The sequence below is a fragment of the Methylophaga sp. OBS1 genome (genome assembly GCF_026319365.1).
The window spans coordinates 1-21,220 of sequence record NZ_JAPDMS010000008.1; the positions used below are offsets into that span (position 1 = coordinate 1).

Genomic DNA, 21,220 nt, shown 5'->3' on the forward strand with positions numbered 1-21,220 from the left:
AAAGAAAAAGGAGAGAAGGACAAGAGAAGGTGATGACTCTGGTTGTGTATTGGGATCTAGCGAAGCATGATAATCAGGATATGGATAGGGATCTGGCTCTGGCTCTGGCTCTGGCTCTGGCTCTGGCTCTGGCTCTGGCTCTGGCTCTGGCTCTGGCTCTGGCTCTGGCTCTGGCTCTGGCTCTGGCTCTGGCTCTGGCTCTGGCTCTGGCTCTGGCTCTGGCTCTGGCTCTGGCTCTGGCTCTGGCTCTGCAATAGTGTGTTCTTCGTCCTGCTGCTGTAAAGGTGCCGCTTCCGTAATCTGTTGCTCTGCTGGCGTCGCTTCTACATCTTCGCTTGAAAAGCCGTCTGTATTGTTCCAGTCCTCTGCGACATCAATTTGTGATTCAGGCTGCTCCTCTTGCGGCTCAATTTCAGATAACCGCATTTCATCATCAGCGGGCTCGGTTGTATCCGCAGTTTCTGCAGTTTCCTCTAGATATTCTTCGGGTATTTCATCGGTGTCTGACTCTGCTGTGGTGTCAAAATCAGAGTCAGATGGCAACTCAGGCTCCGTCACGGTGTCAGTCAGTGCGTCGACATCATCCATTGAATCAGTCATTTCGGGTTCTGACTCAGCGAGATCAGGCGGTGCTGATGCAGGCGACGCTTCATCCGTGTACTCCGATTCCGTTAATGCCTGCTCAACCCGGGTGACCGTGTCATTGCTGATGGCTGTGTCGGGCTGCTCATCCATATCGGCCGGTTCTGAAACCGTATCGCTCTGTTTCGGCGCTTCAGGCACATCCTCAGGCTCCGCCGGGATGAGCGGACTTTGGTTATCATCAGGTTCATCCACTGGAGTGCTAGATGCCTGAAATGATTCAGCAATACTTTCAGAGCTCGGCTCAGATTCAGTCACCGAATCGATGAGGGAATCAATTTCTTGCTCAGCCGTTTCGACTGCTTCAGGCACTGGCTCAGCCACCTCAGGTTGCGACTCGGCTGTGGGCTGTGCATCGTCAGTATTTTCTGCCGCCATAGGCGCTGGCTCAGGCTCTTCGATGACTTGGTTCACCAGGCTCGTGTCTGGCTGCTGTTGAGTCTCCTCCTCTGCTGACATGGCGACGTTCTGCTGAAGCGAATTTTGTGTCTCGCTCGCCTCCGTCGTTTCAGGCATTTCCTGCTGTTCAATCGACGTCTGCACAGTTTCAGATTCTTCTGATATCGAATCAGGTGTTGCCTCTGGCTGCACTGACGGTCTGGGCTGGAAACTGAAACTGTCCGCCTTGAGGAATTGTTTCAAGCTGCTTGCTGTTTGAGGCTCCACCTCTTCTGACTTTGGGGGTAATTCAGCTTGAGCTGAAGGTTCAGCTGGCTGTTCAGCAACAGTGTCTGCCTCCGGTGATTCAGCGCTGATCGTGGCATCCAGATTGTCAGGATCACCGGGTATTTCAATTTCTTCATCACTGTCAGCGAAGCGTTCAATGTCTTCATCCCGCAGACCAGCGTTGGCATACTCCTCGTCAAGAGCGAGATTGCCTTCAATTTCTGTTATCTCGTAATCCTGTTCTTCCTGTTCTGACCCAGTATCCGTTGTGGCTGGCGTGTCAGTTTTTTCGGCAGTCTGTGTTTGCTCTCCAGAGAAGCCGGTGTTTCTCTCATCAACCTCTTCAAGTGCTGGTTCAGAAGAAATATCGCTTTCCAGATCAAAAGACTGGCCTTCAAGTAAGGCTTCGATATCATCGGTACGCAGTGTTTCATCCTGCAGCTCAGATTCTGTTTCTGCTGCTGTCTGACTCTGAGCATCAACTGTAGCTGATGGTTCTTGTTCAGCGACCGGTTCCTCTTCGCCTGGCTCAGTTTCATCACCACTAGCTTCCGGCGTCAGCTTTTTTTCAGCATCATCCTCAGATTTGATTTCAGCCTGGCTATCAATCGCACTGCTGTCGCTGAATAGCTGATCCAGGTCTTGTTCCTCAGCAGACTCTGGCTCCGCTTCAGATTGGTCACTGTCGACGCTTTCATCAATGTCAGATGTCAGAGCCTGCTCGTCTGTTTCGTCTTTTGCATCTACTTCGCCTGATTCCGCCTCATCAACTGTTTCAACATCCTCTTCTGCTTCAGTTTCATCAGCCTGCTGTCTGGTATCAGGCCTGATAGACAGTGCCGAATCAATCGCCTGCTCGATTTGCTCAGGCAAACCGGAGAAAGCCTTGCCATCCTGCTCAACAAAGGCTTTCAACAGGTTCTTATAGATCAGTTTTTCTCTGTCCAGCAGTTCAGCGGCCTGATTATCCAGCGCTTCACCGGACAATCCATAACGACCCGCCAGCAAAGATTTAACCTGTAAAGCACGCTGCTCCTGATTCTTTTTGATTTTCTTAACTGTTTTGCCGGTCTGTGAATGGACTCGCCGATGTCTTTTCAGATTTTTAACAATGAGCAGGCCTGCTATCACCGCAAAGATGAAAGCCACTTCGTATGCCAGGAGTTCCAGAATGGGATCAGTGAGGTTCATTAGATCAAATCTCCTGCCGGCACAGCTGAGGTGGTTTGTCTGCGCCACCAGATTATCCCGGCCAGCAACAGCAATAGAATCACAGCATTACCCAGCAATAATTTCATCGTATCCGACATCGGTGCTGATTCGGCATCTTCCGTATCCTGCGGCGTTGTCTCGGTAGAGGCTTGGTCAGATGCTGCAGGCTGAGTATCGGTGGTATCAGTCGGCGATACAACGGGTGTCTGGGCTGCTGTGGTTTCAGTCTGGGCCAGGTTGTTATCGGTGAGTGTCATTGGCTCCGGCTGTAGGAAAACCTGGCGTCCTTCAGGGGTTGTGCCACGCAATTGCAGCGACAAATGATAATCCAGTCCCGGGTCCAGATCGGTTAAGGTCAGACGCCAGCGGTTATCGTCGGTTTTTAACATCTCGTAGGGCCATTCATCACCATCCTGTTCTCTCAATAAAGCAGTTATCGACAAGGAATCAGGATTAATCAGCGCAGCATCAGCTTCAACTTCTATTCTATGGCTGCGAGTGGGTTGTTCAAGCTGTGTAGTGTCGACGGAGATCGGGGCGGCGATGACATTAATGCTTTGTCGGCGCTGACGCTCAAAAGTCTCACTTTTCATTGTCACAATAACATCATTACGACCGGCCTCGAAACCAGTACCCAGCGTCGCCCGATAGACCGCCTCGTCGGGACGCCTGTCGAGTGGCAACTCCGCCTGTCCGGAGGCTTTCTGGCGGACCAGTTGCCCCTCAACGAGGTGGAGAAAGGCGGGTCGGGTAATGACTTCCCCTTTCTCTGTCAGTCTGGCTTCAAATTCAAACTGTTCTCCTACCAGTACATTATTGGGTAAATCGCTGGTGCGCAATTGCATATCCGTCACCACCATCACCCGGTTATCCGGATCGAGCTCAGCATTAATTTGCCACTGTCCCGGTGTCGGCTTGTCAATGGTGATCAGATCAAAACTGTTTTCATGTTGCCAGCGTATACGCTCAGAGGCTTGAGATTGATCAATGGTTGAACCATCCGGCAACTGGAGTTTGGTCGCAGCTGAGCCAGGTTGGCGAAATGCCAGCACGGTCATTTCCTCTACGCTTTGATCAATAGAAAACTGGTTATCAGCCAGCGGCACTGTGTCACGATTGGTGGATTGTTCGAACAGATGCAGGAAAATACGCTGAAGGTCTTCTGCGGTGTCGGCCTGGCGGTACCAGCCATCGGTAGCCATTGACAGTGCTTTCAGTAATTCGTGATCGGCATTATCAGACAGCGCGATGGTGTGAACTGTCATTTGAAGGGCTTTGAGGCGGGGAACCAGCTTATCCAGAATTCGTTGACGTGAAGCCTTTGTTGCCGCCTCGCCGGGTTTCAGGTCCACAAAGCCATCTGACAACAAAATCATACTGCGTTGAAAACCGGGATCCGCCTGTTTCTGATTGGCCGTGGCTTTCTGTAAAGCCTGTTCAATATTGGTGAACAGGCCATGTGAGTGAATCTGACTGGATTTTTCGATCGCGTTCTGACGCCAGTCATCATTGACCTCGCGCCAGGGCACCAGCATGTTGACCATGCTGGCAAAGGTCCAGACACCGGCACGGGCATCCTCTCCCGGCATCAGCCCGACCAGCATCCGCATTGCCGGGGCTCTGAGATTATTGGGGTCGTTCTGTTTCATGCTGCCGGAGACATCAATAACGACCCGAACATCACTGACCGGTTCCTGAGCCACTGAGTAGCCCATCGGCAGCAATATCAATAACAACGGTACAACGTATTTATTGATTAATGACATAGCATAATCACTCATCTTGTTGTGTCAGTCTGCCCCACCCTCGCGGACGGGACAAATTTCTGACGTTAAACTCGCTTTTTGTGATGTATGCAGGTTTTATGCCGCAGTTTTAGAGCGCTGCAAAGCCCCGGCTCAGATCCGCCTTAATATCGTCGACTGTTTCCAGGCCGACAGAAATACGCAACATGCCGTCAGTGATACCGGATAAAGCTCGGGCTTCATCACTCAGTCGACCGTGCGTGGTGGTCGCTGGATGCGTAATGGTGGTTTTGCTATCGCCCAGGTTGGCGGTAATAGACAGCCATTCCAACGCATTAATCAGCTTCCAGGCATCCGCTTTGCCGCCCCTGATTTCAAAGGCAATGATGCCGCCGAAAGCCGATTGCTGTTTCTTTGCCAGCTCATGCTGAGGATGGCTGGGCAGTCCGGCATAAAAGACCTTGCTGACAGCTGGCTGCTGTTCCAGCCATTGAGCCAATTCCAGCGCAGACGCCGAATGCGCTTTCATCCGCAGGTCCAGCGTTTCCAACCCTTTGATAAAGGTCCAGGCATTGAACGGGCTCATGGTCGGCCCGGCAGAGCGCAGGAAACCGTATACCTGCTCACCGACTAATTCAGCATCGCCTACCACCGCACCACCGATGCAGCGTCCCTGTCCATCGATATATTTTGTCGCCGAGTGGATAACAATATCCGCGCCCAGTGCCAAAGGCTGTTGCAGGGCGGGTGTGCAGAAACAGTTATCAACGACCAGCAAACAATCGTTTTCTTTAGCCAGCGCTGAAAGAGCGGCCAGATCGGCTATTTCATTCAGTGGATTAGACGGCGTTTCCAGAAACAGGATTTTGGTCTCGGGTTTAATGGCCTGTCTCCACTGTTCCAGGTTCGACAGCTGCACATAGTCCGTGCTGATAGCAAATTTGCTCAGATACTTATCGAACAGAACACGCGTGGTGCCGAAAATACTTATGGAAGAGACCACGTGGTCACCCGCCTCCAGCAGGCCCATCATCGTAGACAGAATGGCCGACATGCCTGATGACGTCGCCACGCACGACTCGCCACCTTCCAGTGCCGCCAGGCGTTCTTCAAAAGTACGCACAGTCGGGTTAGTAAAGCGGGAATAAATATTGCCCGGCTCATCACCGGCAAAGCGCGCCGCAGCCTGCTCCGCACTGTCAAAGGTAAAGCTGGAAGTCGGGAAAATCGGTTCCGACTGCTCGCCTTCAGGCGTGCGGCGATGGCCAACCCGCACCGCGCGGGTCGCGAAACCTTTGTCTTTGAATTCTTCTGTCATCTGGAAGTAAATATCCGAGTAAATTGTTCAATTTTAATGGCTAAGACAGCCTGTGACCAGCTTCCTGTGTCTTGACACAAAATTGACATAAAAACAGTTCGGGATTAGAGTCTGCGGCTCTGATACGGGTGCCTGCTCGAAAAAAGCAGGATAATCGGGAAATTGGTAAGCCCCTGGCAATTCCAATACTGCCCCCGCAACGGTATTCAAGTTTCAGACAATCACAATGCCACTGTGCTTGCATGGGAAGGCGATTGTTTTTTTAGCTTGTAAGTCCGGAGACCGGCCTGTGTCAGCGGGATTTCGATCCCAACATTCGCGTCGCGGTGGGCGATGTGGCGAATCTTCATCGGCTCTGCCGAGCTTTCGTCACGCCTGCAGCGGATAGGACTTACCAGCAGTATCGGGTGGATGCTGCCAATCACAGGCGTACATCATGTTATCTAAGAAAACTCTCCTCTCGCAGGTTATCGGGGCGGCTTTATTGACTGGATTATCAATAAACACCTACGCCGCCGGTACCGATTTCAACAAAATCGTTGTCACAGCAACACGTACCCCAACGGCCGTCAAAAATACCGGCAGCAGTGTTTCTGTTATTACCCGCGAAGAAATTGAACTTAAACAACTTCACAGTCTTGCAGACGCATTAAAAGGCGTATCTGGTATCCGAGTAGCTGAAACCGGTGGCCGAGGCTCACAAACGTCGGTTTTTGCCAGAGGCACTAATTCCGACCACACGCTGGTCATGGTCGATGGTATCGAAATTAATGATCCCAGCTCACCCTCCGGCGCGTTTGATTTCGGCAACTTCCTGCTGGATGACGTAGATTCAATCGAAATCGTTAGAGGTGCACAAAGCGTGCTCTATGGTGCAGATGCTATTGGTGCTGTAATTCACATTCGTACCAAAGCTGGCGAAGGCCCGCTAAAAGCTCGAGCTAAACTGGCCGCTGGCAATAAATCAACACACCATGAGACAGTTTCGGTATCAGGCTCCCAAGACCGCTTCAATTACTCTTTCACCGCTGGGCTCTATGAATCAGATAATGACAGTGCTCCGACAAAAAAACGAATGCCCGCAGGAATTGCTCGTGATGATGATGGCTACCAGAACAAGATGTTCTCTGGCCGTTTAGGCTGGCAGGGCGAAAACATTCAAGCTTCATTCTTTGGTCGCCAAATAGAATCTGAAATTGATATTGATGGTTTCCTGTCAGAAGATCTTGATGCCTACAACAGCAGTCGTCAGACCTATTTGGGCGCAGAAATCAAAGGACAATTCTTTGATGGTATCTGGCAGCCTACGCTGACTTTGACGCACACCGAAGTCGAACGTAAAAACCGTAATGAACGGCAAGATCCCTTAGGTGACATTGACAGAAGCAATTACGATGGTGAGAAGCAAAAGCTCAGTTTGCAGAATGACTTTCGCCTCGTTGAAAATCACCTAATCACTATCGGGTACGAATTCGAAGAAGAGGATATAGAGGCTGAAGGATTCAGTACTTTTGGCAGTACTTTTGGTGACTTTACACAGTTACAAATGACCGATAAAAAAAGAAATAACCGTGCTTTCTTCCTTCAAGATCAGATTTCCGTCACTGATAAGTTATCGGCCACACTTGGTGTTCGCCACGATAATACTGACGGCTTTGACTCAGAAACCACCTACCGCGTGGCAAGCCGGTATGAGTTAACGCCATCGACTCAAATACGAGCTGCATACAGCGAAGGCTTCCGCGCACCATCACTCTATGAGATGTATGGTTTTACCCCTAATAGTTCCTCCCTTGCCTATACCGGCAACCCTGATCTGGATCCGGAAACCAGTGAAAACTGGGAGTTGGGCCTTGACCAGAGCTGGTTAAACGGCAAAGTGCAGACCAGCGCCACTTTGTTCAAAAACGATATTGACGACCTCATTACCACTGTCTTTCTGCCCAGCTTTGATAGTACCAGTGTGAACGTTGATGAGGCTGAAATCCGAGGTCTTGAAGCTGATATGAGTATTGAACTGACTAAGCAATTAGATGTTCACCTCAATTACACCTACACCCGTAGCCAGAACGAGGATGATCAGCAGTTAACGCGTCGCCCTGTGCATCAGGCTAACCTCGATCTGATTTATCAACCAGCGGCAGACTGGCGATTGGCTGGAAGTCTGCATCATATCGGTAGCCGTAAAGATGTCGACGCTGATGCTGATCGGGTCAGGATGGGCAGTTATGCTGTAATTAACGTTAGCGCTGATTACAAAGTGAACAACAATACCCGCGTTTTTGCTCGCGTGGAAAACCTGACAGACCGTGATTACGAGCCTGTTTGGGGCTACCAGGGAACCGGCATTACCGGTCTCCTGGGCATTGAGTTACAACATCAATAATCCCGATAAGGGCGGCCCTGCCGCCCTTTTTTTGACTGGCTTAACCTCAACAGTTTTTATCATCAAAAAATTTACAGCTAATTATTGCTGAAAATTCCCTCAGAACACTTCAGAGCACGACTTTTGATACTTTACAAACAGCAGATTCATCGCTTTTTGCTGGTGTTTGTAGTGTCAAATCATCGAATGACTGACGGATAGGGTCGAACAACATCGCGTTACTGATAGACTAACGACCTTTTACCGGTTAGCTGGATGAACAGAAACAACGGTTATCAACATGAGTGGGACAGTAATGAGCGAGACCGAACATTCACAGCGCCATAAACAGGCGATGCAAGAACAGAAAACACAGGTTGATGAGCAAATCAAACGTGCTGATCAGAAAAAGGGCCTGCTCCTGGTCATTACCGGTGATGGTAAGGGTAAAAGCTCGTCTGGCTTTGGCATGGTTGCCCGGGCACTGGGGCATGGCATGAAAGTTGGCGTCGTTCAATTCATAAAAGGCGCTTTCAGTACCGGCGAGGAAAAGTTTTTCCGACGCTTTTCTGACGACGTTGACTACCATGTTGTCGGTGATGGCTTTACCTGGGAAACCCAGAATCTCGAACAGGATATTGCCTCAGCAGAAAGAGGCTGGTCTATTTGTAAGGAGATGCTGTTAAACCCCGATCTGGATATCGTACTGCTGGATGAATTGAACATCGTGCTGGCCATGCGTTATTTGGATACCAGCAAGGTCCTGGCCGATCTTGCAGAGAGGCCGAAGATGAAACATGTCATTATCACCGGCCGGGATGCGCCTGAAGCATTGATAGAGGCAGCCGATACCGTCAGTCGCATTGAGGATGTGAAACATGCTTTCCGCGCCGGTATTAAGGCGCAGAAAGGCATTGAGTTGTAGCGCTTATATTTGAACCACAGGGGCAGAGAGGATTAATTAGCGTGATTGGGTTGAAGCTAGAAGCCCAACAATCCTGAAGCGCAGTGGCCAAAGTCAGTTTTAGAAATGCCCATCATCATTTTTCTCTCAGCCTCTGTGGTTAATATTTAATTTGCCTACAATGGCTTAGATTTTGCTGCGTCATATGACTGTAAAGTTACTCACATTTTCTGTGGATAAGTCTGTGATTAACTTTGGGGTTAGTCGCTAAGTGCCTCTTACAACAAGACTCCCCTCAAAATGGTTAAAAAATAACCAAGAAATAATTACCATATTAATCAGTCACTTACCGTTGCTCAATGCAAAATCAATCACTTGCATGTGCTAGTTAAAATAGACTTGAGGAAAAAGTTCCCGAGGTGAATAACTTTTGAATAATTAGCTAAAGCTAATATCTATAGCCAGAGACAGCTGAGCCCGATAGTGTTCACTATCGGGCTCATTTTTTGGAAAGGACAGAAGCGTTGAAACGGGGTCAGGAGCCAACCGATTCTGCTGCGTCCTCCATCTCAAGATGAATTTCATCATCCTGTAATGTGACACGGACATGCCCACCACGTTGACTGAGTTTGCCGAACAGGAGCTCATCAGCCAATGGGCGTTTGATTTTCTCCTGAACCAGACGTGCCATCGGTCTTGCCCCCATCAGCACATCGTAGCCATGATCAGCCAGCCATTGACGCGCTTTGTCATCAATTTCGATGGTGACATTTTTATCCTGAAGCAGCATTTCCAGTTCCAGCACGGCTTTATCCGCCACACGCAGAATGGCGTCTTTCTGCAGCGGTTTGAAGTGGATGATGCCATCCAGACGGTTACGGAATTCAGGTGTGAAGGTCCGTTTAACCGCTTCTGTGCCGTCAGTCTGATGTTCCTGCTTGGTGAAGCCGATGGAGGTTTTGCTCATTTCAGCCGCACCGGCATTACTGGTCATCACCAGGACTACGTGACGGAAGTCCGCTTTACGTCCATTGTTGTCAGTCAGCGTGCCGTGGTCCATGACCTGCAGCAGCAGGTTGAAGACATCCGGATGCGCCTTTTCGATTTCATCCAGCAGCAGGACTGCATGCGGTTGTTTGATGATGGCATCGGTCAGGAGACCGCCCTGATCAAAACCGACATAGCCCGGCGGCGCACCAATCAGTCTTGATACCGTATGGCTTTCCATATATTCCGACATATCAAACCGAATCAGGTCGACTCCCAGGTTGTGCGCGAGCTGACGGGTGACTTCGGTTTTACCGACACCAGTCGGGCCAGCAAACAGGAAGGCACCGATGGGTTTTTCCGGATGACCCAGGCCCGAACGGCCCATTTTGATCGCAGAGCTCAGGGCAGAAATGGCTTCATCCTGACCGAAGATGACATGTTTCAGGTTATCTTCCAGCTTACGCAGGTTGTCTTTATCGGCGTTACTGACCGTCTTGGCCGGAATACGTGCAATCTTGGCGACAATCGCCTGTACATCATTCACACCAATCAGTTTTTTACGCTTGGATTTAGGCGCAATGCGCTGAGCCGCACCGACCTCATCCAGCACATCAATCGCCTTGTCAGGCAGGAAACGATCGTTGATATGACGATGCGCCAGCTCAGCCGCCTGTTCAATGGCGGCTTGGGAATAACGCACGTTGTGATGTTCTTCCAGCCCGGGTTTCAGGCCTTTCAGAATCTCAATGGTTTCTGCCACAGTCGGCTCGGGCACATCGATTTTCTGGAAACGACGTGCCAGGGCACGGTCATGCTCGAAAATACCGCGGTATTCCTGATAGGTGGTTGAACCGATGCATTTAAGCTCACCACTAGCCAGCAATGGCTTCAGCAGGTTAGCCGCGTCCATGGTGCTGTTACCGGCACTGCCGGCACCAATCATGGTGTGGATTTCGTCAATAAACAGAATGGCACCGGGCTGTTTTTTGAGTTCACGCAGCAATGCTTTCAGGCGTTTTTCAAAATCACCGCGGTATTTGGTTCCCGCCACCAGCGCGCCCATATCCAATGAGTAGATAACGGTGTCTTGCAGTACCTCCGGCACATCACCCTGCACAATGCGGCGGGCCAGACCTTCTGCCAGTGCGGTTTTACCGACGCCGGCTTCACCGACAAACAATGGATTGTTTTTGCGACGGCGGCACAGCACCTGCAGCGTGCGCTCCAGTTCCATCGCCCGACCAATCAGGGGGTCGATACGACCTTTTTTCGCTGAAGCGTTGAGGTTTTGCGCGTAAAGAGACAGCGGATTTTTACCATCCTCGCCGCCCTCTTCTGCATCGATCTTGGCTTCTTCATCAGTCTCTTCGACAACTTCATCAATACCGCCATGGCTGATGGCATTGACGACATCCAGTCGCGTTACGTCCTGCTTCTGCAGCAGATAGACCGCCTGAGATTGCTGTTCAGAGAAAATAGACACCAATACATTGGCGCCAGTGACTTCAGTGCCGCCTGATGATTGCACATGCATGACGGCACGTTGCAGAATGCGTTGGAAAGCCAGCGTCGGCTGGGTTTCGCGTTCACTGTCCTCAGGCAGGGTTGGCAGATTGTCTGCCAGAAAATCACTCAGTTCCTGACGCAGTGCCGGAATATCGACATTGCAGGCTTTGAGGACGGCCAGCGCCTGACCATTTTCCAGTAGGGCCAACAGCAGATGTTCAACTGTGAGAAACTCATGCGAGCGCTGACGCGCGTAGTTGAATGCCTGACTGAGAGTCTGTTCGAGTTCTTTGCTTAACATCTTGCGTTCCACCTAATTGCTTGCATCGCTGAACAATTAAAAACTGAGTTCAGTTTCAGCTATCGAACGGGTCATTCCTCTTCCATCGTACACTGCAATGGATGACCGTGGCGCTGAGAATAGCTGTTGACCTGTTCGACTTTCGCTTCAGCTATCTCATAAGTGAAAATACCACACAAGGCACTGCCTTCGGTGTGAACTTGCAGCATGGTGCGTGTGGCACGTTCACGCCCCATACCAAATAGGTTTTCCAGAACCTCAACCACAAAATCCATGGGCGTATAGTCGTCATTGAGCATGATCACCCGGTACTTGGGTGGGCGCTTCAAATCGGGCTTGGCCGGAGCGACTGCGTAGTCGTTTTCGTGCCAGTCGTGATCGTGTTCGTCAGTCATGCGTCTTCTTAGCTCGCAGTGGCTTCTTCAACCATTTTTTTCAATTCGCCGTTTTCGTACAGCTCCATGATGATGTCGCAACCGCCCACCAGTTCACCGTTGATGTACAACTGCGGGAAAGTCGGCCAATCTGCATAACGGTGCAGATTTTCACGGACTTCCGGCTCCGCCAGCACATTGACATATGCAAACTCTGAACCACAAGCAGCCACTGCCTGTGATGCACGGCTTGAAAAACCGCATTGTGGGAATTCGGGCGTACCTTTCATAAACAGGATGACATCATTACCTTCAATCGCCTGCTTAATCCGCTCCATAACATCCATTAGTTGATCCTCGTAATTGCTAAAAAATTCTGTAGTAGAAATGGGGTCGCTTGTCTTAATTTCAAGCTTAGGCTAGTTATATTCAAGCTGCAACAACCCCAGAATGGCTTCCAGACCATTGTGATTGATGGCTGTATCCGCCTGAGCCTGTACCTTGGGTTTGGCATGGTATGCCACACTCAAACCGGCCGGCTCCATCATTATTAAGTCATTGGCACCATCGCCAACGGCAATCGCCTGCTTTGAATTCAAGCCGAGCCGCTCACAGCATTGCTGCAGAAAGTCAGCCTTAGCTTGTGCACCACAAATGGGGCCGTCGACTTCTCCGGTCAGTTTGCCGTCTTTTTCTGCCAACACATTCGCCTGGGTGAAATCCAGACCCAAACGCTGCTTGAGCCGGTCGGTAAAAAAGGTAAATCCACCTGACACCAATGCCAGCTTGATACCCTTTGCTTTCAGCGTTTCCACCATCACCTCGGCCCCCGGATTAAGTTGCAGGCGCTCGTCATAAACTCGCTCCAGCACCGATACATCAAGACCTTTTAACAAAGACACGCGTTTTCTGAGCGAAGTTTCGAAATCGATTTCGCCCTGCATGGCTGCTTCGGTAATCTCGGCGACCTGAGGTTTGATGTTCATAAAATCGGCTATTTCATCGATACACTCGATACTGATCAATGTCGAATCCATATCCGTCACCAGCAGGCCTGGCTGAATATCGGCAAAAGCTTCCGGCAGGGCATTGATGTCAAAATCAAACTCTTGACGCAGGCTGTGCAGGTTTTCCTGGCTGATATTGACCGACTCAATAACGGCAAACTTTTGCCGCCAGTTCAGCTCGCCGCTGAAGTCATGCGCAATCGTCTCGGCCTGTTGCCGGTTCAGGGTGGCTCCCTGCAGGATGAGTTGAGTCATGTTTATTCGCTTTATAAAAAAACGGCGAGACTGAACGCTCAGCTCGCCGGTTAAATGAATACTGAATTTATGATTAGAATTGCGGTTTCACGGGTGCCGCTTTGAAGCGCTCGACACTGGCCACAATTTCCTGCTCGGCTTCAGATTTACCTACCCAGCCTTCGATTTTGACCCACTTGTTCTTTTCCAGATCTTTGTAGTGTTCAAAGAAGTGGGCCAGTTGATCCAGCAGCAGTTTGGAGACATCACCAATGTCATTGATGTGGTCATACATTTTGTCGTGAGGCACCGCGATCACTTTGGCGTCTTCACCCGATTCATCGGTCATTTTCAGCATGCCAACCGGACGGCAAGCAACCACCGAGCCGCTGATCAAAGCATAGGGGCTCATCACCAGCACATCGACCGGATCGCCGTCGTCAGACAAAGTGTGTGGAATGTAGCCGTAGTTCGTAGGGTAGAACATCGCCGTATTCATGAAGCGATCAACAAACAAGGCACCGGTTTCTTTGTCGACTTCATACTTCACCGGATCGGAATGTGAAGGAATTTCGATGATGACGTTAACGTCCTGCGGCAGGTTCTTGCCCGATCCAACACGGTCGAGATTCATAGCGGTAATGCTCCAGTTGTTGAGTTTGAATAAATCCGCTGATTATAGAAGAAAAAGCAGCCGGATTAAACTCAACCGGAGTGGAATCTGTGCTTATTCCTCGAGTGGAATCATTTCAAAGTCTTCCTTAGGCGCACCGCAATCCGGACAAATCCAGTCGTCGGGGACATCCTCCCAGGCTGTGCCGGGCATGATGCCCTCTTCAGGCATACCTTCGGCCTCATCGTAGACAAAGCCGCATATGGTACAAATCCACTTCCTCATGATGACACCTCCGCTTTAAATTAACCGCGGCTGAGCAGCATCAGCCCCACCGCCAGCAGCAGCAAAGAGAATAACTGACTCAGTTTTCTGTGTGATAAATGCCTGGCCAGCTTGGCTCCCTGCGGCGCCATAAACACGCTGGTCAGGATAATGCCGATAAAGGCCTGCCAATGAACAAAGCCGGTCAACCACTCGCCTTTTATTTCATGCACCTGCGTGCCCATCCAGATAAAGCCTATCACGCCACTGACTGCAATGGGGAAGCCACAGGCTGCCGCGGTACCCACCGCTTTCTGCATGGACTGCCCCGCCATTGCTAGATAGGGTACCACCAGCGTGCCGCCGCCAATCCCGACCATGGCGGAAATGACACCGGTGAGTGTGCCGAAAAGATTCATAAACAGCTTTGAGAGCAGTTTTGATGATAAGGCCTGTGGTGGAGGCAGCCACATTCTGCCCGCCATCAGAATCGCAAACACCCCAAACAGCGTTTGCAAAACACTACTGGATAAGTTCGCCGCTATCACCGCGCCCCCCAGACTGCCGACCATCAATCCTGGTGTCAGACGGCCAACCAGGGGCCATTGGGTCGTACCGTAACCATGGTGTGCCCGCATTGACGATAATGAGGTGACCGTAATAGTCATTAATGAAGTGCCGATGGCAACATGAATAGCGATCTCAGCTGACATGCCCTGCCAGCTGAACACCGTCACCAGAATGGGCACAATAATCAAACCACCGCCAATGCCGAACAGGCCCGCGGTAAAGCCGGCAATAACGCCCGCCAGGGCAAAACTCAGCCATTCAAGCATCAATTTCTGTTCTCCAGAGGGCCAAAGCCCTGACTTTACTTGCCGATACGATACAGGTATAAAAAACCAAGCACCATCCAACCAAGCAAGGAGTTCCACCGCGCACGATTTTTTCTAACGATAATAACGAGGTAAGACTTATGACGTCACTCAGCACCGTCCCGGCCATCCTGGGAATTTTCGGACTACTCTGTGCCTTTCTTGTTTATAAGAAAGTTAAATCCTACTCACCGGGTAGCGGTAATGTCGTAGATATCGGTGATCAGATTCATCTGGGCGCCATGGTCTTTATGCGGGCGGAGTACACGCGCCTCGGTATTTTCTGTTTGATCTGTATCATCGGCCTCGGGCTGTCTGATCTGGGCTGGCACAGTGCGCTGGCTTTTTTTGTCGGGGCGATAAGTTCGGCCTCAGCCGGCTTTATCGGCATGTACACGGCGACTCAGGCCAATGTTCGTACTGCCATCGCTGCCCGAGACAATGGCGCTTCAGAAGCACTGACCGTCGCTTTCTTCGGTGGCTCGATCATGGGGCTCACCGTCGCTGCCATGGGTTTGCTGGGACTGGGGATTCTGTATTTACTGTACGGCAGTGATCCGCATACGGCGCACACGATCCACGGTTTCGGCATGGGGGCTTCATCAGTCGCGCTCTTCTCCCGTGTCGGCGGTGGGATCTACACCAAATCTGCCGATGTCGGCGCCGACCTTGTGGGTAAAGTCGAAGCGGGTATTCCCGAGGATGATCCGCGTAATCCCGGGGTTATTGCTGATAATGTCGGTGACAATGTTGGTGACGTGGCCGGGATGGGTTCGGATATTTTTGAATCTTACTGCGGCGCGATGATAGCCAGCATCGCCATTGCGTCCACCATGAGTGCGGTGGCAGTCAGCCAGTTGGCCGACTCTCAAGCCACCCTGATGTTTATGCCGCTGGCGCTGGCTTCTGTCGGTCTGTTGTGTTCAGTGGCCGGTATCCTCACCGTGAAACTATTCTCAGCGAAAAGTCCTGAAGTGGCGCTTCGCATTGGCACCATGGGCGCTTCGCTACTGTTTATCATCGTATCCTGGCTGCTGATTACCAGTCTGGGTGGTCTGACCAACCTCTGGATTGCCGTTCTATCTGGCGCCATTGGCGGCATCGTGATTGGCCTGAGTACCGAGTACTACACCGGCGGTGCACCAGTTCGTAAATTGGCCGGCAGCGGTGAAACCGGGCCTGCCACCGTGATGATTGGTGGGCTTGCCCTGGGCATGCAGTCTGTTGCCGTACCGGTGTTAACTATTGCCGCCATTATTTTCACCGCGAGTTATTTTGCTGATCTCTATGGTGTCGGTATTGCTGCTGTGGGTATGTTGGCCACCGTCGGTATCACTATGGCGATTGATGCTTACGGCCCGGTTGCGGATAACGCCGGTGGCATTGCTGAGATGGCGGAAATGGGTAAAGACACCCGCGATATCACCGACTCACTGGATGAACTCGGAAATACCACCGCCGCCATTGGTAAAGGCTTTGCAATTGGCGCCGCGGCGCTGGCGGCACTGGCGATTATCAGTGCCTATATCGAGACCATTACCCAGGGTGATCCGAGCTTTGCTCTGCTGATCAACAATCCACTGGTATTGATGGGTATGTTCCTGGGCGGTATTTTCCCCTTCCTGGTCAGTGCACTGACGATGACGGCAGTGGGCGATGCGGCTTTCGATATGATTCATGAAATCCGCCGGCAATTTAAGGAAATACCGGGCCTATTGGAGGGAACCGCCAAGCCTGATACCGCACGCTGTGTCGATATTGCCACCAAAGCCGCACTGAATAAGATGATTCTGCCCGGCACACTCGCTGTGGTGGCCCCGATAGTGGTCGGTTTCGGTCTGGGGGCGGAAGCACTCGGCGGCATGCTTGGCGGCGCGCTCATCTGCTGCGTGATGATGGCGCTGATGATGGCCAATGCCGGCGGCGCCTGGGATAACGCCAAAAAGCATGTCGAGAAAGGCCATCATGGCGGCAAAGGCTCAGAAGTGCATAAAGCCGCCGTGGTCGGTGACACCGTTGGTGATCCACTCAAGGACACCTCCGGCCCGTCGATGAACATCCTCATCAACGTAATGGCGATTGTCAGCCTGGTAATTGCCCCGTTATTGATTTAGCAAACGAGACGGTCTTCCCCCTGTGCTTATGCAGGGGGAGGACAGTCAAAAAAGCTGGGTCGATCAATTTTTCTTGAATGCCCAATCCTGCCTGATTGCATAATCTGTGATTGAGTATTCAGACTTAAGGCTCCCTACTTGGGACAATCGTGTCTGATGAATCAATTGCATTGTCAGCGTAAAGAACGTGACTGATGCTTATCCCTAATCACACCAGGTTGAATACCTGCCATTAATCCTTGAACATGACGAAGACGCTGATTGTTCACTCAATAAGGAGAACACTATGCTAAGTTGGGCTTTAACATTTCTGATCATCGGTATTATCGCAGGGGCGTTGGGCCTGAGCGGCATTGCCGGCACTGCCACCAACATTGCCTGGATCTTATTCGTCATTGGCCTGGTCCTGGCCCTCATCTTCTTTGTCACCGGTCGCCGTCCACCACTCGATTAGAGAGTGATGGCTGCCGATACAAACAAGGGGTCAAAATCGTTCGATTTTGACCCCTTTGATTTTTTGGTGCTTTTTTATTGAAACGGTAGTGAAGCAAGTTGGGCTGATTTTATGAAGCCCAACGGCCTGAGAATGTTGGGCTTAGTGCTTCAACACAACCCTAGAGCTAAAAGTATTCATTGCAAGAATTTGGGTTTTTACACTGACCCCAAATACTACTCTGGACATAAATAAACAGCTAACGCCGCGCTCTGCGGCAAATTTGGAGCGCAGCGGAAAACTTGTCCGACAGCAGCGCCTTGTTAAATTTTCACGGTATCCGATTTACCACGATTGCAATCAAAACAGGTAAGTCGAATATTATGCTCTTCAGAGCTACCACCCTTGGCTACGGGGATAATATGATCGAACTCCACCTCGTCGTCCCTGAGATGCTCGCCGCATTCTTGGCACGTATGATTATCTCTTCGTACTACTCTCATCTTAGTCTTGAAGGATATGTAGCGACCTCGTCGTCGCATATCACTTGATTCGGTTACCGTTTCACCGACAAATACAACTGGACATATATGCCCAAATGTACTGCACTGTAGATCAGTAAACGCTTCAGCGATTTCTTCTGGATAATCATCTGGGTTGTAACTATCTACTCGTTTCTGGAAGTCTTCCCTTCTTATTCTATCGAGAGGCTTTCTATTATCTTCGTAGCCTTCCTCTAGCTGTTTCTGAATACGCCCCATCTTTTCTGCTATTTTTCTTTCCATGAAAGCATCTATTTCGATCTCGTGAGTTTCCTCATCAAAACTGAATGGTACTTGGTAGTTTTGAATCCGACCAAGGTCGCCATTGCCTAATACATCTTCGATGCATGTAGCGTTTTCAAATCTCGCTTCGACCGAAAGCTCGTAAACAACGAGCTGGGCCAGTATTTGCGGATCTTCTTCCCATGAGTCTAATAGCTCTTGATAATAAGCCCTTCTCTGCTCAGTTAACGGAACCCTCTGCCCTATAACATCTTTTTCCAAGCAGTCTTTGAAGTATTCTAGTTGTGACTCAACACTTGACCTTAAAGGTGGTAACAGAGGTGACTGCTCCACAAAAGGTCCATACGGACAATACTTTAGCTCCCAACATGGTTTGCATACGTGGGTAGAGCGCTTTTTCCAATGCTCTAAAACCTCTTCATCAGGTTGGTCCACATCGTATCCCAACCGTTCTTTTACGGTCGGATGAATTGGGATTTTCTTCTTTCTTGGCATGAGCCTAACTCTTAATTTAACGCCACGCACACGAGCGTGAAAAGCGCGCAGCGGTTTTTGAGTCTTCGTGCTGCGACTTGTTATGTGCGACCATTTTCATAGTACGAATACCAAAGTTAACCCTGATACAAGCAACAAACAAAAGGCAACGCGAAGATTTTTGCGTGCTTTGAGTAAAGTACTGCTCTTGGAATCATTAAGAACGCCACCAAAAACTACGGAAAAATACATGCCAAAATTGTAAGCAAGATTTGGAGAGCCCCAGTTTTCCCACGATTGAGTTTCTTCCTTTTTCCAAGCGTCCAGAAAACGTGCGGCAAGAACAATTACCGCCAAAAGCGAGCAAACAAATATAAAGATAGATGGCTCTCTCATTTGCCTCCCTATTTACACATAACAGCCTGTTAATGAGGCCGTTGGCCTCATAATAATTATTATGAGGCGGTCTTTTAATTTTTCCGGAAAAGAAGCCGCAGCCTCGATAACAACCTGAAAATACGATAAAAATAATGCATCAATGCTTTTCTGCAATAACCGAATTGGGCTGAAAATAGGTGCAACTGTGGCTTTAGCGTTGAGGTTAGTCAGGGATGAGTTCGTTTGCATGTAAAAAGCTATCCGTTTCTATAGCCCAAATTGGTCGGACACGATATTAAAGGCATTATCCCTTTATCGTTAATGACTTGAATATTTCACAAGCCTGCACTTGAGGCAACCCCTCAAAATTTTGTGGTGAGCATCGTTTGCGCCTGGTCACTGCCTGATTGATTGTGGGCGGCTGTGCCACATAATTACCCGAGACAGGTTAGGATATGCGTTCACTCAATAACTCACGCAGACTCAACGTCGACAATCACTTTGCAGAATAACAGCATCACACATCAAAAAATCTGGGCGATTGCCGGGCCGATGATTCTGGCCAATTTATCGACGCCGCTGCTGGGTATGGTCGATACAGCGGTGGTCGGTCATCTGAATTCGCCTGTTTATCTCGGGGCGGTGGCACTGGGCAGCATGTTGTTTACCTTCCTGTTCTGGGGCTTTGGTTTCCTGCGCATGGTGACCACAGGCCTGACCTCACAGGCGCATGTCAATGCGGAGCATGGCAGTCCCAGAGATGTATTGCTTCAGTCCGGTCTGCTGGCAATGATCATTGCGGCGCTGTTGCTGCTGTTACAGGCACCCATTGGCTGGCTGGCTTTTAATATCATTGATGGCAGCGCTGAAGTTATCGCCCAGGCCGAGCAATACTATGCCATTAGAATCTGGGGGGCCCCCGCTACTCTGATCAACTATGCCATTCTCGGTTGGCTGATTGGTCTGTCTGCCTCCCGATCTGCGCTGGCAGTCGTACTAGTCATTAACCTCAGTAATATCGTTTTCGACCTGCTACTGGTGAATGGTTTTGGCATGAAGGCCGATGGTGTCGCGCTAGCTTCGGTGATTGCCGAATATACCGGGCTTATTTTTGCTATTTTCCTGCTACAGAAACGCCAGCTGAAATTACATGAAGTGAAGCTGCTCGACGAGTTTCGCTTTATGCTGGCCAACCGGCATCATCTCAACCTGCATGGCAATTTTATGCTGAGAACGCTGTGCTTGATTTTCAGCTTTGCCTTTTTCACCAACCAGGGTGCCCAGGTGGGCGATACCACGCTGGCAGCCAATATGGTGTTGCTTAACTTCATCACTTTTATGGCGTTTGTGCTTGATGGCTTTGCCAATGCCACCGAAGTGATGACAGGACAGGCCATTGGTCATAATAATGCCCTTATGCTCAAGCGAAGCCTGGTCCTCAACGGCTTCTGGTCATTATCGACAGCGGCTGTGTTCAGTCTGGTTTACTGGTTGTTTGGGCTTGAGATCATTGCGCTGCTGACCAGCATCGATAGCGTGGCCGGGATGGCGGCTGATTATCGACTTTGGGTCGTGCTTGCCCCCTGGCTCGGGGTCTGGTCCTATCTGTTTGATGGCTTTTTTGTCGGCGCTACACTGGGGCGGGAAATGCGGAACACCATGCTTTTTTCCACGTTCTGCTGCTATCTACCGGCCTGGTATCTGATGCAAGACTGGGGCAATCACGGCTTGTGGGCTGCCTTGATGGTGCTGCTCGCAGCCAGAGGTCTGAGCCAGAGCGTGTATCTGCCCGGCGTGATACGGCGTCTTAATTAGGGGCTGGTGCCGGCATCCCACACGGAGTGGTGATCTTTGCGTCTGTCTTCAATCTGGCGACGGTCGTCTTTATCTGGTTCAAAGCGAATCATATCCCGTCTGTCCTCGCCTGAACGACGCTGTTGCTTGCGTCTCTCTTTACCGCTCCTGACGCTTCCCGCGTTATCACCTGCTTTTGATTCATCATAATGAGTCATGACTGATC

Annotated in this window: 17 protein-coding genes, 1 pseudogene and 1 riboswitch; of the genes and pseudogenes, 5 read left to right on the top strand and 13 right to left on the bottom strand. The window is 50.4% G+C overall.

The window, feature by feature from the left end; genetic code table 11:
• The 3 genes and pseudogenes from OMQ46_RS16155 to OMQ46_RS16165 all read right to left on the bottom strand — a co-directional run.
• A pseudogene (locus tag OMQ46_RS16155) lies at positions 1-2,499 on the bottom strand (hypothetical protein); the annotation flags it as partial.
• Positions 2,499-4,301: a vWA domain-containing protein gene (locus OMQ46_RS16160; protein WP_266238530.1), complete on the bottom strand. Its 1,803-nt coding sequence runs from the start codon at positions 4,299-4,301 to the stop codon at positions 2,499-2,501. The pseudogene OMQ46_RS16155 and the gene OMQ46_RS16160, both read right to left, overlap by 1 nt.
• Positions 4,302-4,395: 94 nt before the next feature.
• The gene (locus tag OMQ46_RS16165) at positions 4,396-5,583 is read right to left on the bottom strand and encodes an O-succinylhomoserine sulfhydrylase (protein ID WP_266238531.1); all 1,188 of its coding nucleotides are present in this window, start codon (positions 5,581-5,583) and stop codon (positions 4,396-4,398) included.
• A gap of 109 nt (positions 5,584-5,692) precedes the next feature.
• A riboswitch (cobalamin riboswitch) is annotated at positions 5,693-5,889 on the top strand.
• A 130-nt stretch (positions 5,890-6,019) separates the two neighbouring features.
• Between OMQ46_RS16165 and OMQ46_RS16170 the strand changes: the two genes are divergently transcribed.
• Together OMQ46_RS16170 and cobO are read left to right on the top strand one after the other, a co-directional pair.
• Positions 6,020-7,969, top strand: coding sequence for a TonB-dependent receptor plug domain-containing protein (locus OMQ46_RS16170; protein WP_266238532.1), 1,950 nt, complete (start codon positions 6,020-6,022; stop codon positions 7,967-7,969).
• Positions 7,970-8,264: 295 nt separating this feature from the next.
• On the top strand, positions 8,265-8,873 hold the full coding sequence (cobO, locus tag OMQ46_RS16175; RefSeq protein WP_266238533.1) for a cob(I)yrinic acid a,c-diamide adenosyltransferase: 609 nt from the start codon (positions 8,265-8,267) through the stop codon (positions 8,871-8,873).
• Between the two features lie 514 nt (positions 8,874-9,387).
• On the opposite strand, the gene clpA is transcribed toward cobO, so the two are convergent.
• From clpA to OMQ46_RS16210, 7 genes are all read right to left on the bottom strand, one after another.
• On the bottom strand, positions 9,388-11,649 hold the full coding sequence (gene clpA, locus OMQ46_RS16180) for an ATP-dependent Clp protease ATP-binding subunit ClpA (protein ID WP_266238534.1): 2,262 nt from the start codon (positions 11,647-11,649) through the stop codon (positions 9,388-9,390).
• Between the two features lie 71 nt (positions 11,650-11,720).
• Entirely contained in the window at positions 11,721-12,044 is a 324-nt protein-coding gene (gene clpS / locus OMQ46_RS16185) for an ATP-dependent Clp protease adapter ClpS (RefSeq protein WP_266238535.1), read from the bottom strand.
• A gap of 8 nt (positions 12,045-12,052) precedes the next feature.
• Complete coding sequence (grxD, locus tag OMQ46_RS16190; protein WP_266238536.1) at positions 12,053-12,370, bottom strand: Grx4 family monothiol glutaredoxin; 318 nt, start codon at positions 12,368-12,370, stop codon at positions 12,053-12,055.
• Between the two features lie 72 nt (positions 12,371-12,442).
• The gene (serB, locus tag OMQ46_RS16195) at positions 12,443-13,285 is read right to left on the bottom strand and encodes a phosphoserine phosphatase SerB (RefSeq protein WP_266238537.1); all 843 of its coding nucleotides are present in this window, start codon (positions 13,283-13,285) and stop codon (positions 12,443-12,445) included.
• Between the two features lie 73 nt (positions 13,286-13,358).
• Positions 13,359-13,898, bottom strand: coding sequence for an inorganic diphosphatase (gene ppa / locus OMQ46_RS16200; RefSeq protein WP_266238538.1), 540 nt, complete (start codon positions 13,896-13,898; stop codon positions 13,359-13,361).
• Positions 13,899-13,991: 93 nt separating this feature from the next.
• Positions 13,992-14,162 (bottom strand): rubredoxin, encoded by a 171-nt coding sequence (gene rd, locus OMQ46_RS16205; protein ID WP_266238539.1) that lies wholly within the window; start codon positions 14,160-14,162, stop codon positions 13,992-13,994.
• A 20-nt stretch (positions 14,163-14,182) separates the two neighbouring features.
• The gene (locus tag OMQ46_RS16210) at positions 14,183-14,977 is read right to left on the bottom strand and encodes a sulfite exporter TauE/SafE family protein (protein WP_266238540.1); all 795 of its coding nucleotides are present in this window, start codon (positions 14,975-14,977) and stop codon (positions 14,183-14,185) included.
• A gap of 140 nt (positions 14,978-15,117) precedes the next feature.
• Between OMQ46_RS16210 and OMQ46_RS16215 the strand changes: the two genes are divergently transcribed.
• Together OMQ46_RS16215 and OMQ46_RS16220 are read left to right on the top strand one after the other, a co-directional pair.
• Positions 15,118-17,130, top strand: a complete 2,013-nt coding sequence (locus OMQ46_RS16215; protein ID WP_266238541.1) for a sodium-translocating pyrophosphatase — start codon at positions 15,118-15,120, stop codon at positions 17,128-17,130.
• 286 nt (positions 17,131-17,416) lie between these two features.
• Positions 17,417-17,584 (top strand): DUF1328 domain-containing protein, encoded by a 168-nt coding sequence (locus OMQ46_RS16220; protein ID WP_266238542.1) that lies wholly within the window; start codon positions 17,417-17,419, stop codon positions 17,582-17,584.
• A 302-nt stretch (positions 17,585-17,886) separates the two neighbouring features.
• Here OMQ46_RS16220 and OMQ46_RS16225 read toward each other — a convergent pair whose 3' ends face one another.
• Both OMQ46_RS16225 and OMQ46_RS16230 read right to left on the bottom strand, forming a co-directional pair.
• Positions 17,887-18,843, bottom strand: coding sequence for an HNH endonuclease (locus OMQ46_RS16225; RefSeq protein ID WP_266238543.1), 957 nt, complete (start codon positions 18,841-18,843; stop codon positions 17,887-17,889).
• A gap of 96 nt (positions 18,844-18,939) precedes the next feature.
• Positions 18,940-19,218 carry a hypothetical protein gene (locus OMQ46_RS16230; protein ID WP_266238544.1) on the bottom strand — a complete coding sequence of 93 codons (279 nt, stop codon included), beginning with the start codon at positions 19,216-19,218 and terminating at the stop codon, positions 18,940-18,942.
• A 483-nt stretch (positions 19,219-19,701) separates the two neighbouring features.
• Here OMQ46_RS16230 and OMQ46_RS16235 point away from each other — a divergent pair, with 483 nt between their 5' ends.
• Positions 19,702-21,015 carry an MATE family efflux transporter gene (locus OMQ46_RS16235; protein WP_266238545.1) on the top strand — a complete coding sequence of 438 codons (1,314 nt, stop codon included), beginning with the start codon at positions 19,702-19,704 and terminating at the stop codon, positions 21,013-21,015.
• Here OMQ46_RS16235 and OMQ46_RS16240 read toward each other — a convergent pair.
• A complete protein-coding gene (locus tag OMQ46_RS16240; protein WP_266238546.1) occupies positions 21,012-21,212 on the bottom strand; it encodes a hypothetical protein in 201 nt (66 codons plus the stop codon). The two genes, OMQ46_RS16235 and OMQ46_RS16240, sit on opposite strands and share 4 nt — an antisense overlap.
• Positions 21,213-21,220: the final 8 nt, after the last annotated feature.

Bases quoted from the DNA above. Each gene is read 5' to 3' on its own strand.
- OMQ46_RS16160 (WP_266238530.1), bottom strand. From the start codon at position 4,301: ATGAGTGATTATGCTATGTCATTAATCAATAAATACGTTGTACCGTTG.
- OMQ46_RS16165 (WP_266238531.1), bottom strand. From the start codon at position 5,583: ATGACAGAAGAATTCAAAGACAAAGGTTTCGCGACCCGCGCGGTGCGG.
- OMQ46_RS16170 (WP_266238532.1), top strand. From the start codon at position 6,020: ATGTTATCTAAGAAAACTCTCCTCTCGCAGGTTATCGGGGCGGCTTTA.
- cobO (WP_266238533.1), top strand. From the start codon at position 8,265: ATGAGCGAGACCGAACATTCACAGCGCCATAAACAGGCGATGCAAGAA.
- clpA (WP_266238534.1), bottom strand. From the start codon at position 11,649: ATGTTAAGCAAAGAACTCGAACAGACTCTCAGTCAGGCATTCAACTAC.
- clpS (WP_266238535.1), bottom strand. From the start codon at position 12,044: ATGACTGACGAACACGATCACGACTGGCACGAAAACGACTACGCAGTC.
- grxD (WP_266238536.1), bottom strand. From the start codon at position 12,370: ATGGATGTTATGGAGCGGATTAAGCAGGCGATTGAAGGTAATGATGTC.
- serB (WP_266238537.1), bottom strand. From the start codon at position 13,285: ATGACTCAACTCATCCTGCAGGGAGCCACCCTGAACCGGCAACAGGCC.
- ppa (WP_266238538.1), bottom strand. From the start codon at position 13,898: ATGAATCTCGACCGTGTTGGATCGGGCAAGAACCTGCCGCAGGACGTT.
- rd (WP_266238539.1), bottom strand. From the start codon at position 14,162: ATGAGGAAGTGGATTTGTACCATATGCGGCTTTGTCTACGATGAGGCC.
- OMQ46_RS16210 (WP_266238540.1), bottom strand. From the start codon at position 14,977: ATGCTTGAATGGCTGAGTTTTGCCCTGGCGGGCGTTATTGCCGGCTTT.
- OMQ46_RS16215 (WP_266238541.1), top strand. From the start codon at position 15,118: ATGACGTCACTCAGCACCGTCCCGGCCATCCTGGGAATTTTCGGACTA.
- OMQ46_RS16220 (WP_266238542.1), top strand. From the start codon at position 17,417: ATGCTAAGTTGGGCTTTAACATTTCTGATCATCGGTATTATCGCAGGG.
- OMQ46_RS16225 (WP_266238543.1), bottom strand. From the start codon at position 18,843: ATGCCAAGAAAGAAGAAAATCCCAATTCATCCGACCGTAAAAGAACGG.
- OMQ46_RS16230 (WP_266238544.1), bottom strand. From the start codon at position 19,218: ATGAGAGAGCCATCTATCTTTATATTTGTTTGCTCGCTTTTGGCGGTA.
- OMQ46_RS16240 (WP_266238546.1), bottom strand. From the start codon at position 21,212: ATGACTCATTATGATGAATCAAAAGCAGGTGATAACGCGGGAAGCGTC.